Below are 12,130 nucleotides of genomic sequence, written 5' to 3'. Positions count from 1 at the left end.
CACGGTGAATTCGAGCGCATCGTAGTCGTCTCCGTGGATTTCGGTAACGGTGACGGGAGGGTTCCCTCGCGCGACCGTCGCCTCCACGCGTCCGTACGCACCCTTTGGCGAGGTTTGGAGCAAGCCCACGACAAGCCCGGGGAAGGTCAGGGGTGACCCCGAGGATGGCCTGAACCGGATGCCGGGCCCCGGTGGGCGCGGGCTGCGGTGCTCCTAACTGCGGTAGTTCTCGACCTCGCCCGCGGGGCGGACCGCCGCCGAGTCCGGGTCCTCCCCGTACTCCGTCTTCGCCCTGCGCTGCCGCAGCAGGTCCCAGCACTGGTCGAGCCGTACTTCCAGCTCGGAAAGCCGCGACCGCTCCTCGTCCAGCAGTCCGCCGGCGCGCTGCCGCAGGGCCCGTTCCTCCTCGACGAGGGAGCCGATGTCCTGAAGGATCTCGTCGTTGTCCATGTTTTCCAGCGTGGCCGATTCCCGCCGAACGCGCAGTTCGGGGCGCCCGTTCCGGTCCGGGGCCGGTGGTGAGCGGTGAGCGGCGGGCGGCGAGCGGCGGGCGGCGAGTGGTCAGTGGCGCAGGGCCTGGGCGACCTCGGCCTTCGTCGCGCCGGACAGTTTGCGATTGCTCCGGGCCGTGGCCGACTTGAACGCGCCCGGGCCGACGCCGCCGATGTTCAGCACCACCGCGTCGAGCAGATTTCCGCCCTTGTCGCGGAAGTTGACCCAGGCCGTGAAGTCGGCCGTCTTGTCACCCCGGTTGGACACGGTGATGGTCGCGATCGTCCGCCCATCGGCATCTGTACTGGTCGGGCCGGCCTTCACGTCGTCGGTGGCGTCGACGCCGTGGGCGACCTCCCGCATCCGCTGCTGCGCGGACGCCGAGATGTCGCTCGCCTTCTGCTTGGCCTGTTCGCACCCCGTGAGCAGGGCCACGAGCGCGACGAGCGTGACGAGAGCCAGGAGGGTCGCGAGCGGCCCGAGGGCGGACAGCGCGGCGGCGCCGGTGACGACACCGGCGCCGCGAGCGGGGGAGGGGGAGGGGGCGGGGGAGCGCCGCTTCGCGCTCATCCGTGGTGCTTCCCGTGCTTCCCGAACGACGTGTCCGTGGCCAGCGCCCAGATGATGAAGACGGAGACGGCCATGGAGAACAGTGCCCACCACGGCTGGTACGGCAGGAAGAGGAACTGCACCACGATGTTCAGGCCGACGAGCGTCATGCCGATGATCCGGCCCCAGGCGGACCGCTTGAGGATCGCGTAACCGGTGATCGCGATGAGGCCGCCGAGGCAGAGGTGGATCCAGCCCCATGTCGTGGTGTTGAAGCGGTAGATGTAGTCGCCCACGCGCGCGTAGACGACGTTGTGGGAGATGCCGGCGATGCCCTCGAAGATGTCGATGATGCCGGTGACCACCATGAGGACACCGGCGAAGAGGCTTCCCCCCGAGGCCCAGTCCGACGTGTGGGAGGCGTGGGAGGAGTGGGAAGTGTGGGCGGCCGAAGGGGGCCGCGGCTCCTGCGGTGCGGTGTTCTGGCTCATGGGACCCATCGTCGGAGCGATCGTCCCGGCCACGACGTTTTATTGGTTCATTCGGGTGAGGGGCGTATGGGAGAAGGACGGGGCGGAACCGGGGTCGGCTGATCCACTTGCGGGGCCGAAAGGGGAGGTGTGCGCTGGAGGGTGCAGCAGAAGGCGCGGGAAAGGAGTCTCCGCCATGGCCGCACCACACTCAGCGGCACCCTTCGGCCGGCACACCACCCGGCAGGAACACCGGCAAGAGCACCGGCACGAGCACCGGACGGGCAGCCACAAGGGGGGCTGGGTCGTCCCGGTCCTCTTCGGCATCGCCTACGGGCTGTACGCCCCCACGATCGTCCGCCGGGGCGGCGCACCGACCTGGGGCCAGCTCTGGCTCGGCATCATCAGCGGCCTCGCCGTCGCCGTCGCCATCTACGCGCTCCAGCGTTTCGGCCACGTGCTCCCACGCGAACTGCGCGCGTTCGCCTGGGGCGCGCTCGCCGGCTGCGCGGTCGGCTTCCTCTACAGCCTCTCCCACGCCAGCATCACCGCCTCGGTGATCCTCGGGCTGATGGTCGGCCTCAGCGCGTTCGCCGCCGCGTTCTACCTCTTCTACACACACGAGGACGCGGCCGGACACTCCGCGCCCTACTGACCTCCCGCCCCCCAGCTCCCCCCTACCCCGGCGCCGGGGTCCGCTCGGACCCTCGGCGCCGGTGGTACGCCACGGCCACCGCCGCGAGCAGCGGCGGCCAGGCCAGGAGCGGCGCGTAGCAGGCCACCAGGACCGCCCGCTGTGGCGGTGAGGCGGGGATGTGCGGCCCGAGCCCCGCGTACGAGGCGTACGCACCCCAGGCCGCGATCCCGCACAACGCCACCGCTCCGGCCAGCGCGGCCCCCGTCGCGCCCGCCGGGGCGACCCGGCGTCCGCCGAGCAGCGGCAGCCGGCGCGGGAACACCTCGCCCCACGGGCGGACGAGCCCGAGCGTCAGAAGCGCGAGCAGCTCGGACACGAGCGTCAGACCCACCGCGTACGCGGACGTCCCGAGCCCCAGCGCGCGCATGCCCGCGTCCCGGGTGACCGGCAGCCCGGCGACCAGCGCGAGCCGCCACAGGCCGGAGGGCAGCACCGCGTACGGCACGGTGTGCGCGGCGACGGCCGCCCAACGGGGCACGGTGGGAAGCGCGTTCAGCTTCGGCAGGAGCTTCGGGAACGGGCCTGGGAACGGGCTCGGGGGCGAGGTCGGCGGTGGGGGCAGCGGTGGGGACATCGGCATGCGTCCAGGCTCGCCGTACAGCCCCGCGCCGCGCGTCCTTCCGGCGGTCCGGGCCGCTCCGCCGCGCGGGGGAACGGGTCCCCGCCCGCGTACCCTCCAGTCCTCCTTGACCTTCCCCCGACGGGAAGGCCGAGCATCGGCCGTGCCGGGCGACGCGCCCGGTCCAGAGAGTCGATCGGGGCTCGGGGCTCGGTGCTCGGTGCTCGGGGCTCGGGACTTGGGGATTCGGGGAGGCTTGCGGCCATGTTGCTGACGATCGGGGACTTCGCCCGGGCCTCCGGGCTCTCCGCCAAGGCGCTGCGCCGCTACGACGAGACCGGCCTGCTGCCGCCCGCGCGCGTCGACCCGTACACCGGCTACCGCTACTACAGCCCCGACCAGGTCGAACAAGCCCGTCTCGTCCGCTGGCTGCGGCACATCGGGATGCCGCTCGCCGACACCGGACGGGTCTGCGCGCTGTACGCCGCGGACGCGGCGGGTGCGGCCCGGGCGATCCGCGCGTACTGGGCGGAGGTCGAGGCGCGGACGGCGGTGCGGCGGGACCTGGCCGTCTCTCTGGCGGATCGGATGGGAGGACCCTCCACCATGACGCACACGCACACGCCCACGCACACGCCCACGACATCTTCCGGCGCCACTTCCGGTGCCGGGACCGGGCCGCTGCGGTTCGCCGCCGCCGTACGGCTCGACCGCGGCCTGGTGCGTCCCGTCCAGCAGGACGCCGCGTACGCCGGTCCGTGTCTGCTGGCCGTCGCCGACGGGTACGGGCCGAAGGGCGAGCGGGCCGCGAGCGCGGCGGTCGCCGCGCTGGTGGCGGTGGCGGACGGGACGGGGGGCGTTCCGGGGCCGGGGCCCGGGGCGGCGCCGGTGCGGGCCGGGGACGCTCTCAACGCCCTGGAGGACGGGGTACGGGAGGCGAACCTGCGGGTCGCGGGTTCGGCGGCCGGGCCAGGGGCCGGGTCGGGGGCCACGCTGACCGCCGCGCTGCTCACCGGCAACCGGCTCACCCTCGCGCACGTCGGCGACTCGCGCGCCTATCTGCTGCGCGACGGCGTCCTTCAGCGGCTGACCCGCGACCACACCGTCGTCCAAGCCCTCGTCGACGCGGGCGAACTCGACCCGGCCGAGGCGGCGGAGCGCCCCGACCGGGCCGTGCTCCTGAAGGCTCTCGACGGCGGGGACGTGCCGCCGGAACCGGAGTTCGGGGTGCGCGAGGTGCGGGCGGGGGACCGGGTGCTGCTGTGCACGGACGGTCTGTCGGCGGTCGTGGACGCGGAGACACTGGGCGCGGCGCTGGGTGGGACGTCGGGCGGCGTCGGGGTGGAGGAGGCGGTGCGGGCGCTGGTGGAGGCGGCACGGGGGTGCGGGGGGCCGGACAACGTGGCGTGTGTGGTGGCGGACGTGGTGGTCGTGGCCGCGGGGTGAGGTGGGGCGGCGTGGTGGTGGGGGAGAAGGGCCCGCCCGGCGCGCCTCACCCCGCCCCCAGTCCTTGAAGGGGGAAAGGGTGGGGGCGCTCCCGCCTGGGGCGAGGAGGGGGTGGGGGTGTTGCTCTTGAGGAGCAGGGTTCAGGGGGAGGGGAGAAGAAGGATTACTTCTTCCCGTCCTCTTCCACCTCGTCCGGGATTCCCGGGATCGAGCCCCGGACCACGACCACCGGGCACGGCGCGTGCTGGGCGACGTTCGAGGAGACCGAGCCCAGGACGGCGGCCTTGAAGCCGCTGCGGCCCCGGTCGCCGACCACCAGCAGGTCGGCGTCCTTGGCCGCGTCGATCAGGGCCTGGGAGGGATTGCCGCCCACGACCGTGAGCGTGACGGCCGCCGCCTGGTCGGCGGGCAGGGCCTGGGACACGGTCTCGTCGAGGATCTGTTCGGCCAGGTGCTGCGGGTCGAAGCCCGGCGGAACGCCCGGCATCAGCGTCGCCCAGGACGCGGGGTACTCCCAGCTGATCACCGCCTGGACGGTGTCCCCCGTGGCGGCGGCCTGCCGGGCCGCCCACTTCAGCGCCCTCAGCGAAGGCGCCGATCCGTCCACACCCACCACGATCCTGCCGCCGGCCATGGCCGACCTCCGTTCGTTGTCCGGTGAGCCCCGGAAGGGCTTCCCGGACAACGTAACAAACCGATCAATCAAGTCGCAGATCGGCCAATTGCTTCTCGAACGGGACGACCTCGTCGTCCTCGTCCTCGCGGGCCGGCCGGGCCGCGACGAGTTCCGCGAACTCGACGCCCGCCCGGGTGATCCGGGCCGGCAGCCCGTCGGTGTACTCGTCGCCGCCCGAGCCCCAGTCCTCCGACGCCGCGTAGACGGCGGTCGGCGCGACGAAGGCGCGCAGGTAGGCGAAGAGCGGGCGCAGGGCGTGGTCGAGGACGAGGGAGTGGCGGGCGGTGCCGCCGGTCGCGCCGAGCAGGACCGGGACGCCGGTCAGCGCGGCCGGGTCGATCAGGTCGAAGAAGGACTTGAACAGACCGCTGTAGGAGGCCGTGAAGACCGGGGTCACGACGATGACCCCGTCCGCGCCGGTCACCGTGTCGATCGCCTTGCCGAGCGATTCCGACGGGAAGCCGGTGACGAAGTTCTTCGCGATGTCGACGGCGTGGTCGCGCAGTTCGATCACTTCGACCTCGACCGCGTACTCCTGCTCGGCCAGCCGGTAACGGGCGGCCTGGAGGAGGCGGTCGGCGAGCAGCCGGGTGGAGGAGGGGCTGCTGAGGCCGGCCGAGACGGCGACCAGCTTGAGGGTGCGCATGGCTGGTTATGCCTCCTGCTTCTGGGTGACGGACGGGCCGGTGGACGGGTCGGTGGCGGTTGTGCCGGCCGGGTCGGCCGCGCCGGTGGCGGCGGTCTTCCGCTGGACCGCGGGGTGCAGCGGGGCCGTGGTCGGGACGCCGGCCGGGCGCAGGCTCTCGAACTCCTTGCGGAGCACCGGGACGACCTCCTCGCCGAGGATGTCGAGCTGCTCCAGGACCGTCTTCAGCGGCAGTCCGGCGTGGTCGATCAGGAACAGCTGGCGCTGGTAGTCGCCGACGTAGTCGCGGAAGGACAGGGTCCGCTCGATGACCTCCTGCGGCGAGCCGACGGTCAGCGGGGTCTCGCGGGTGAACTCCTCCAGGGACGGGCCGTGGCCGTACACCGGGGCGTTGTCGAAGTACGGGCGGAACTCCCGTACCGCGTCCTGCGAGTTCTTGCGCATGAACACCTGGCCGCCGAGGCCCACGATGGCCTGCTCGGCGGTGCCGTGGCCGTAGTGCGCGTACCGCTGGCGGTAGAGCCGGACCATCTTCTCGGTGTGCTGCTTGGGCCAGAAGATGTGGTTGGCGAAGAAGCCGTCGCCGTAGTAGGCCGCCTGCTCGGCGATCTCGGGCGAGCGGATGGAGCCGTGCCACACGAACGGCGGTACGTCGTCGAGCGGGCGCGGGGTGGCCGTGAAGCCCTGGAGCGCGCTGCGGAACTTGCCCTCCCAGTCGACCACGTTCTCCCTCCACAGCCTGTGGAGCAGCGCGTAGTTCTCGATGGCGAGCGGGATTCCCTGGCGGATGTCCTGGCCGAACCACGGGTAGACCGGGCCGGTGTTGCCCCGGCCCATCATCAGGTCGACGCGGCCGTCGGCGAGGTGCTGGAGGGTCGCGTAGTCCTCGGCGATCTTCACCGGGTCGTTGGTGGTGATGAGGGTCGTGGAGGTGGACAGGATCAGGTTCTCGGTGCGCGCGGCGATGTGCCCGAGGAGGGTGGTGGGGGAGGACGGCACGAACGGCGGGTTGTGGTGCTCGCCGGTCGCGAAGACGTCCAGACCGACTTCCTCGGCCTTGAGCGCGATCGCGACCGTGTCCTTGATCCGCTGGTTCTCGGAGGGGGTACGGCCGGTGGTGGGGTCGGTCGTGACGTCGCCGACGGTGAAGATCCCGAACTGCATCGCGCTCACCTCTCGCCTTTCTCTGCCTGGAGGCTGCTGGGTGGTTCCCGGTCTCCGGTCGTCCCGGCTCCCGCTTTGGTTGAACCTTAAACCATCTCGCTCAACGGTGCGCCCTTCGGCCCTATTCCCGGCCGCCCCGGTTCCCGCCCGCACCGGCCGTACCCTGAAGGCATGACCCAGGACCTGGAACGCTGGAAGGAGCGGGGCGTGATGCTCCGCGTCTTCGTCTACGTGTTCGCCACGCATCTCTTCGCGGGGTTCATCGGGCTGCTCTTCTGGGTCGGCGGCCACGCCTCGAAGTAGCGCGGGCCGGGGGGCCGGAACATGGCCTCCCCCGGGCGTGAGGAGGAGCACTGCGGGCGGGTGCGGGGCTCACGTAGAGTCGCGGATGTGAACGCTGAGATACCGGCGCCGGACGCCGCGCCCCCGGTGAAGCCCGCGACGGCTCCCGCGTCCACCCCCACGGCCTCCGTGCCCTCGGCCTCCGTGCCCGCAGCCCCCGTACCCACGGCCGCTGCGGCTTCCTCGGCCCCCATACCCGCAGCCGCTGCCGAACCCTCGGCCCCCGTACCCTCGGCCCCCGTGCCCACGGCCGCGGCCGCCCCCGCACTCACCCCCGTGGCCCGCGCGCTCCGCGCCGCCCGCCGCCCCGAACCCGTCGCCGTCGTCGGCATCGGCGCCGACGGCTGGCCCGGGCTCGCCGCCCCCGCGCGCCGCATCCTGTGCGCCGCCGACGTGCTGATCGGCGGCCCCCGCCAGCTCGACCTGCTGCCCGAGGACGCCTGCCCCGGCGAACGCGTCCCCTGGCCCAGCCCGCTGCGCCCCGCCGTCCCCGGGCTGATCGACGGGTACGCGCGCGAGGGCCGCCGGATCGCGGTCCTGGCCAGTGGCGACCCGTTCTTCCACGGCATCGGCCGCACCCTCACCGAGCTGATCGGCCACGACCGGCTGTACATCCAGCCGCACCCCTCCTCCGTGTCGTACGCCTGCGCCCGGCTCGGCTGGCCCCTGGACGCCACCGAGACCGTCTCCCTGGTGGGCAGGCCCCTCGACGCGCTCACCGCCGCCCTGCACGACGGCCGACGGCTGCTGCTGCTCGGCGAGGGGCCCGAGAGCCCGGCGCGGGTCGCGGCGCTGCTGCGCGAGCGCGGCTGGGGCGGCACCCGGATCCGGGTCCTGGAGCAGCTCGGCGGGCCCGCCGAACGGATCGTCGACGGCACTGCCGCCGACTGGCCGTACGCGCGCGTGGACGCGCTCCACGTCCTCGCCCTCGACTGCGTCCGCGACCCGGACGCGCTGCGGCTCGGCGCCGTGCCGGGGCTGCCGGACGAGGCGTACGAGCACGACGGGCAGCTCACCAAGCGGTACGTGCGGGCCGCCACCCTCGCCGCCCTCGCGCCCGCCCCCGGCGAACTGCTCTGGGACGTCGGCGGCGGCTCCGGCTCCATCGGCGTCGAATGGATGCGGGCGCACCGCTCCTGCCGCGCGATCGCGATCGAGAAGTCGCCCGAGCGCGCCGCCCGCATCGCGCGCAACGCGGCGGCGCTCGGCGTACCGGCGCTGGAGGTCGTCACCGGCCCCGCGCCCGCCTCCCTCGCCGGGCTGCCCGCCCCCGACGCGATCTTCATCGGCGGCGGACTCACCGCACCCGGCCTCCTCGACGCCTGCTGGGACGCGCTCCCGGCGGGCGGCCGGCTGGTCGCCAACACCGTCACCCTGGAGTCCGAGGCCCTGCTCGCTGACCGCTACCGGCGGTTCGGCGGCGAACTGGTCCGGCTCGCGGTCGCCGCCGCCGTGCCGGTCGGCGGCTTCACCGGCTGGCGCCAGGCGATGCCCGTCACCCAGTGGTCCGTAACGAAGGGTTCCCCCGCAGCATGACCGTCTTCTTCATCGGCGCGGGCCCCGGCGCCGCCGACCTCATCACCGTGCGCGGCGCGCGGACCCTCGCGGCGTGCGGGGTGTGCCTGTACGCGGGCTCGCTCGTGCCGCGCGAACTGCTGGCCGAGTGCCCGCCGGACGCGCGGCTCGTCGACACCGCGCGCATGGACCTCGACCAGATCGTCGCCGAGATCGCCGCCGCCCACGCGGCCGGCCTGGACGTGGCCCGGCTGCACTCCGGCGACCCGTCCGTCTTCAGCGCCATGGCCGAGCAGATGCGCCGCCTGGACGCGGCGGGCATCCCGTACGAGGTCGTGCCCGGCGTCCCGGCCTTCGCCGCCGCCGCGGCGGCGCTCAAGCGGGAACTGACCGTGCCGACCGTCGGCCAGACCGTCGTCCTCACCCGGATCGCGCAGCAGGCCACGCCCATGCCCGAGGGCGAGGACCTGGCCACCCTCGGCAGGAGCGGTGCGCTGCTCGTCCTGCACCTGGGCGCGCGGTACGCGGAGCGGATCGTCTCCGAGCTGCTGCCGCACTACGGCGCGGACTGCCCCGCCGCCGTCGTCGCGATGGCCAGCCGGCCGGACGAGATCGTGCTGCGCGGCACCCTCGCGGACATCGCGCAGCAGGTGGAGGCGGCCGGGATCACCAAGACCGCCGTGATTCTGGTGGGGCGCACGCTGGCCGCGTCGGAGTTCCGCGACAGCCACCTGTACGACCCGGCCCGGGACCGCCACACCTGCTGACCCCCGGACCCTGGAGCGCTGATACGGGGGTCAGGGGGCCGGGGGCCAGGGGGTTTCCGGGCGTCCGGCTCGGGGCTCAGGTGTTGGGCCGCTTGCCGTGGTTGGCCTTCTTCTTCTTGCGCGCACGGCGCTTGTTGCCTCGCGTCGACATGGCGTCCTCCCTGCGTCGGGACCACGGACGATGAGCGGGGTGGACCGCCCGGCCCACCCCTGGCCAGCGTAGGTGCGGGGCTTGGCGTCCGCATGTCGGCCGCGGGGCGGTCGCAGGGCGGTCGCAGGGCGGTCGGGGTCCGGCATATGACCGTCCGCGCGCTGGTGGGGCCGGCATATGACGGGTCGCAGCCGGTCGCGGCCTGGCATATGACACGACGGCCCCGGTCCCGTACCCGTGAAGGGGTACGCGACCGGGGCCGTCGCGCCGATGCCGATCAGGCCGTCAAGCCATCAGGCCGTCGGTGCCGGGTCCGGTGTACGGGTGCCGGCCGGGGCCAGCAGCCGTTCGGCGAGCAGACCGAACGCGAGCGCGAACACCACCCACAGCGTCGCCTGGACGCCGAGGCTTGCGACCCGGAACTCCCACAGCACCGCAGCGGGGAACTCCGGCTGGACCGCGTCCCCGTTGTCGGGCAGGAACACACAGGCGAGCACGGTCGCGGCGACGAAGCCCGCGCCCGCCACGACCGTCGCGTTCCAGTTGCCGAGGCGTGGGGCGAGCCGGCGGCCCGCGACGACGGCGGCGATGCCGAGCAGCACGCTCAACAGGATCATCAGGAAGTACAGCGTGGTGCGCTGCCCGATGGTGTCCGGATTGCCGACGGCGGGCGGGGTGGCCGGGTACTTCAGGAACGGCACCAGGGTGACCGTGGTGAAGGCCGTCGCCGCGACGAGCGTGGCGGTGGCCTTCGGGCCGAAGCGGCCGGCCCTGCCGAGCACGAAGCAGAACGCGAGGGACGCGATGCCGCCGAGGGCGACACCGTAGACGAGGACGCCGGTGGCGAGACCCGCCGTGGACTGGAGGTCACGGCTGACGATCTCCTCCTCCGCGTCCTCGGTGCCCGCTTCCTCCGCGGCCGCATCCCCGTGGGTGTGAGCGGCGGCGGCGTGTTCGTGCGCGGAGGCGGCTTCCTCGACGGCGATGGAGGCGTCGACGGACGGCTCACCGGCGACATAGGCGACACCGAAGGCGAACAGCCCGGCGAGCAGGCCCGCGAGCATGCCGCGGGCCAGCAGCTTCCCGACGAGGGAGCCCAGCGGGGTACCGGCACCAGTCTTCGCGCCGTCGGCGGAGGACGGGGCGGAAGAGGTCGAAGGGGCGGGGGACGAAGGCGAAGACGAGGACGACATGTGCGTGAGGTCCCGTCAGTGGCAGGGGAAGCCGAGCAGGTGGCGTCCGTCGTGCACCCACTCGTGCACGTCGCTGCCCGCGAACACGGACGTCGCGCCCTGCTCGGCGCCGACGAAGTAGAGCGCGACGAGCATCAGCAGCCCGCCGAACAGCGCCCAGGGCAGCACGGAGCGGACCGGCAGGGACACCGGAACGGTGACGGCGGGGGTGGACGGAACGGCGGTGGACGCCGCGATGGCCTCGGCCATGGTGGAACCTCCTCGGGAACTCGCGTCCCATACGGTGGTGCGCGACGACGGTCGTCGGGTCTGACTCACCGCCGTCGGGCGCACGGTTCGGGATGCCGGAGGGGGCATGCCGGGCGCGTGGTCCGGGGCGGCTCACAGTGGCGCGACCGTGCCGGATTCACACCGGACTTCCGTCTCGCCGTCGTCGTTCTATGGAAATGTCAACCGACCGTACCGTGCCCGCCACGGTGCGCCAAGAGCCCCCGGGAAGCCGGACGCTGAGGGATGGATCACCCATGGCCGTACAGCTCTTTCTGGTAGCCCCGGGCATGAACGCGGCGCTGCGCGAAGCCCGGTTCGACGACGCGGGACCGGTGGAGACGCGGGCGCAGTCGCTGTACGTCGGGCCGAGGGCGCGGGTGGTCTGTTCGCCGTCCGGGCGGTGCCGGGCGACGGCCGCCGTGTTCGGTCTGGAGCGGTACGAGGAGGAGCCGGCGCTCGCCGGGTGCGCGATGGGGCGCTGGCGGGGCCGCCGGCTCGACGAGGTGGCCGCCGCCGAACCGGAGGCCGTGGCCGCCTGGCTCGGCGACCCGGGCGCCGCGCCGCACGGCGGCGAGTCGCTGCGCCAGGTGCGCGCCCGGGTCGCGGAGTGGATGGACGCTCTGGCCGCGAACGACCCGGGGGCACTGGTGTGGGCGGTCGTCGAGCCGGAGGTGATCCGCGCGGCGATCGCCCACGCGCTCGGCGCGCCGGAGGAGACTTTCTGGCGGCTGGATGTACGCCCGGCCTCACGCGTCGCGCTCACCGGCCGGTCCGGCCGGTGGAATCTTCAACTCGATGCCGAAGTGGTCTGACTTCAGGGCAGTGTGACGGACTGTCAATTCAGGCTGGTGCGCGTGAGATCCAGAAACTCCTCGTCTGTCACGCCCAGTCGGCGAGCCTCGCCGACCAAGGCCCGCAGCCGCTCCACGAGATGGGCGCGGTCGGGGGCCTCGGCACCCTGCATGATCACGGCACCGCGCCCCCGGCGCAGCTCGATCAGGCCCTCCTCGCGCAGCCGCTGGTAGCCGCGCAACACGGTGTGGACGTTGACGCCCAGCGAGTCGGCGAGTTCGCGGGCGGCGGGCAGGCGTTCGCCGGGTTCGGCGCTGCCGTCGGCGAGGGCGCCGCGGACACAGGCGGCGATCTGGTCGCCGAGGGGAACGGCGGAGGCGGGGTCGACCCTGAAGAGCACG

The 12,130-nt window shown here is 73.4% G+C and carries 16 protein-coding genes; 6 read left to right on the top strand and 10 right to left on the bottom strand.

Translation table 11 applies throughout. The annotated features are described in order from the left end of the window. Positions 1-213: 213 nt before the first annotated feature. From ABZ990_RS11680 to ABZ990_RS11670, 3 genes are all read right to left on the bottom strand, one after another. Positions 214-450, bottom strand: coding sequence for a DUF2630 family protein (locus ABZ990_RS11680; RefSeq protein WP_361229038.1), 237 nt, complete (start codon positions 448-450; stop codon positions 214-216). Between the two features lie 111 nt (positions 451-561). Continuing rightward, complete coding sequence (locus tag ABZ990_RS11675; RefSeq protein ID WP_361229035.1) at positions 562-1,062, bottom strand: hypothetical protein; 501 nt, start codon at positions 1,060-1,062, stop codon at positions 562-564. After that, on the bottom strand, positions 1,059-1,532 hold the full coding sequence (locus ABZ990_RS11670) for a hypothetical protein (RefSeq protein WP_361229032.1): 474 nt from the start codon (positions 1,530-1,532) through the stop codon (positions 1,059-1,061). The genes ABZ990_RS11675 and ABZ990_RS11670 overlap by 4 nt, the downstream gene beginning before the upstream one ends. Positions 1,533-1,707: 175 nt before the next feature. Here ABZ990_RS11670 and ABZ990_RS11665 point away from each other — a divergent pair, with 175 nt between their 5' ends. Further along, positions 1,708-2,166 (top strand): hypothetical protein, encoded by a 459-nt coding sequence (locus ABZ990_RS11665; RefSeq protein WP_361229029.1) that lies wholly within the window; start codon positions 1,708-1,710, stop codon positions 2,164-2,166. A gap of 22 nt (positions 2,167-2,188) precedes the next feature. On the opposite strand, the gene ABZ990_RS11660 is transcribed toward ABZ990_RS11665, so the two are convergent. Further along, a complete protein-coding gene (locus ABZ990_RS11660) occupies positions 2,189-2,788 on the bottom strand; it encodes a hypothetical protein (RefSeq protein ID WP_361229026.1) in 600 nt (199 codons plus the stop codon). A gap of 243 nt (positions 2,789-3,031) precedes the next feature. Here ABZ990_RS11660 and ABZ990_RS11655 point away from each other — a divergent pair, with 243 nt between their 5' ends. Beyond that, a complete protein-coding gene (locus tag ABZ990_RS11655) occupies positions 3,032-4,213 on the top strand; it encodes a MerR family transcriptional regulator (protein WP_361229023.1) in 1,182 nt (393 codons plus the stop codon). A 163-nt stretch (positions 4,214-4,376) separates the two neighbouring features. Here the strand turns inward: ABZ990_RS11655 and ABZ990_RS11650 are convergent, their stop codons facing one another. The 3 genes from ABZ990_RS11650 to ABZ990_RS11640 form a co-directional block, all read right to left on the bottom strand. Then, complete coding sequence (locus tag ABZ990_RS11650) at positions 4,377-4,847, bottom strand: universal stress protein (protein WP_361229021.1); 471 nt, start codon at positions 4,845-4,847, stop codon at positions 4,377-4,379. Positions 4,848-4,911: 64 nt separating this feature from the next. Continuing rightward, positions 4,912-5,535 carry an FMN reductase gene (locus ABZ990_RS11645; RefSeq protein WP_361229018.1) on the bottom strand — a complete coding sequence of 208 codons (624 nt, stop codon included), beginning with the start codon at positions 5,533-5,535 and terminating at the stop codon, positions 4,912-4,914. Positions 5,536-5,541: 6 nt separating this feature from the next. Further along, a complete protein-coding gene (locus tag ABZ990_RS11640) occupies positions 5,542-6,699 on the bottom strand; it encodes an LLM class flavin-dependent oxidoreductase (protein WP_361229015.1) in 1,158 nt (385 codons plus the stop codon). Positions 6,700-6,870: 171 nt separating this feature from the next. Between ABZ990_RS11640 and ABZ990_RS11635 the strand changes: the two genes are divergently transcribed. The 3 genes from ABZ990_RS11635 (at position 6,871) to cobM (ending at position 9,323) form a co-directional block, all read left to right on the top strand. Next, positions 6,871-7,002, top strand: coding sequence for a DUF6126 family protein (locus tag ABZ990_RS11635; protein WP_361229012.1), 132 nt, complete (start codon positions 6,871-6,873; stop codon positions 7,000-7,002). A 315-nt stretch (positions 7,003-7,317) separates the two neighbouring features. Beyond that, entirely contained in the window at positions 7,318-8,577 is a 1,260-nt protein-coding gene (gene cbiE / locus ABZ990_RS11630) for a precorrin-6y C5,15-methyltransferase (decarboxylating) subunit CbiE (RefSeq protein ID WP_361229170.1), read from the top strand. Next, on the top strand, positions 8,574-9,323 hold the full coding sequence (cobM, locus tag ABZ990_RS11625) for a precorrin-4 C(11)-methyltransferase (RefSeq protein ID WP_361229011.1): 750 nt from the start codon (positions 8,574-8,576) through the stop codon (positions 9,321-9,323). The genes cbiE and cobM overlap by 4 nt, the downstream gene beginning before the upstream one ends. A gap of 444 nt (positions 9,324-9,767) precedes the next feature. Here the strand turns inward: cobM and ABZ990_RS11620 are convergent, their stop codons facing one another. Both ABZ990_RS11620 and ABZ990_RS11615 read right to left on the bottom strand, forming a co-directional pair. After that, entirely contained in the window at positions 9,768-10,574 is an 807-nt protein-coding gene (locus tag ABZ990_RS11620; protein ID WP_361229167.1) for a CbtA family protein, read from the bottom strand. A 108-nt stretch (positions 10,575-10,682) separates the two neighbouring features. Continuing rightward, positions 10,683-10,916: a CbtB-domain containing protein gene (locus ABZ990_RS11615; RefSeq protein WP_361229008.1), complete on the bottom strand. Its 234-nt coding sequence runs from the start codon at positions 10,914-10,916 to the stop codon at positions 10,683-10,685. A 275-nt stretch (positions 10,917-11,191) separates the two neighbouring features. Here ABZ990_RS11615 and ABZ990_RS11610 point away from each other — a divergent pair, with 275 nt between their 5' ends. After that, the gene (locus tag ABZ990_RS11610) at positions 11,192-11,749 is read left to right on the top strand and encodes a histidine phosphatase family protein (RefSeq protein ID WP_361229005.1); all 558 of its coding nucleotides are present in this window, start codon (positions 11,192-11,194) and stop codon (positions 11,747-11,749) included. Positions 11,750-11,772: 23 nt separating this feature from the next. Here ABZ990_RS11610 and ABZ990_RS11605 read toward each other — a convergent pair whose 3' ends face one another. Then, a complete protein-coding gene (locus ABZ990_RS11605; RefSeq protein WP_361229003.1) occupies positions 11,773-12,129 on the bottom strand; it encodes a GntR family transcriptional regulator in 357 nt (118 codons plus the stop codon). Position 12,130: the final 1 nt, after the last annotated feature.

This window comes from Streptomyces sp. NPDC046203, from assembly GCF_040646255.1.
GTDB lineage: Bacteria > Actinomycetota > Actinomycetes > Streptomycetales > Streptomycetaceae > Streptomyces.
Note: the sequence above shows the minus strand (reverse complement) of the source record. Positions and strands in the feature narration are given on the sequence as shown.

What these genes read in the sequence shown, in the direction of transcription:
- ABZ990_RS11680 (WP_361229038.1), bottom strand. Translation starts at nt 450, where the DNA reads ATGGACAACGACGAGATCCTTCAGGACATCGGCTCCCTCGTCGAGGAG.
- ABZ990_RS11675 (WP_361229035.1), bottom strand. Translation starts at nt 1,062, where the DNA reads ATGAGCGCGAAGCGGCGCTCCCCCGCCCCCTCCCCCTCCCCCGCTCGC.
- ABZ990_RS11670 (WP_361229032.1), bottom strand. Translation starts at nt 1,532, where the DNA reads ATGAGCCAGAACACCGCACCGCAGGAGCCGCGGCCCCCTTCGGCCGCC.
- ABZ990_RS11665 (WP_361229029.1), top strand. Translation starts at nt 1,708, where the DNA reads ATGGCCGCACCACACTCAGCGGCACCCTTCGGCCGGCACACCACCCGG.
- ABZ990_RS11660 (WP_361229026.1), bottom strand. Translation starts at nt 2,788, where the DNA reads ATGCCGATGTCCCCACCGCTGCCCCCACCGCCGACCTCGCCCCCGAGC.
- ABZ990_RS11655 (WP_361229023.1), top strand. Translation starts at nt 3,032, where the DNA reads ATGTTGCTGACGATCGGGGACTTCGCCCGGGCCTCCGGGCTCTCCGCC.
- ABZ990_RS11650 (WP_361229021.1), bottom strand. Translation starts at nt 4,847, where the DNA reads ATGGCCGGCGGCAGGATCGTGGTGGGTGTGGACGGATCGGCGCCTTCG.
- ABZ990_RS11645 (WP_361229018.1), bottom strand. Translation starts at nt 5,535, where the DNA reads ATGCGCACCCTCAAGCTGGTCGCCGTCTCGGCCGGCCTCAGCAGCCCC.
- ABZ990_RS11640 (WP_361229015.1), bottom strand. Translation starts at nt 6,699, where the DNA reads ATGCAGTTCGGGATCTTCACCGTCGGCGACGTCACGACCGACCCCACC.
- ABZ990_RS11635 (WP_361229012.1), top strand. Translation starts at nt 6,871, where the DNA reads ATGACCCAGGACCTGGAACGCTGGAAGGAGCGGGGCGTGATGCTCCGC.
- cobM (WP_361229011.1), top strand. Translation starts at nt 8,574, where the DNA reads ATGACCGTCTTCTTCATCGGCGCGGGCCCCGGCGCCGCCGACCTCATC.
- ABZ990_RS11615 (WP_361229008.1), bottom strand. Translation starts at nt 10,916, where the DNA reads ATGGCCGAGGCCATCGCGGCGTCCACCGCCGTTCCGTCCACCCCCGCC.
- ABZ990_RS11610 (WP_361229005.1), top strand. Translation starts at nt 11,192, where the DNA reads ATGGCCGTACAGCTCTTTCTGGTAGCCCCGGGCATGAACGCGGCGCTG.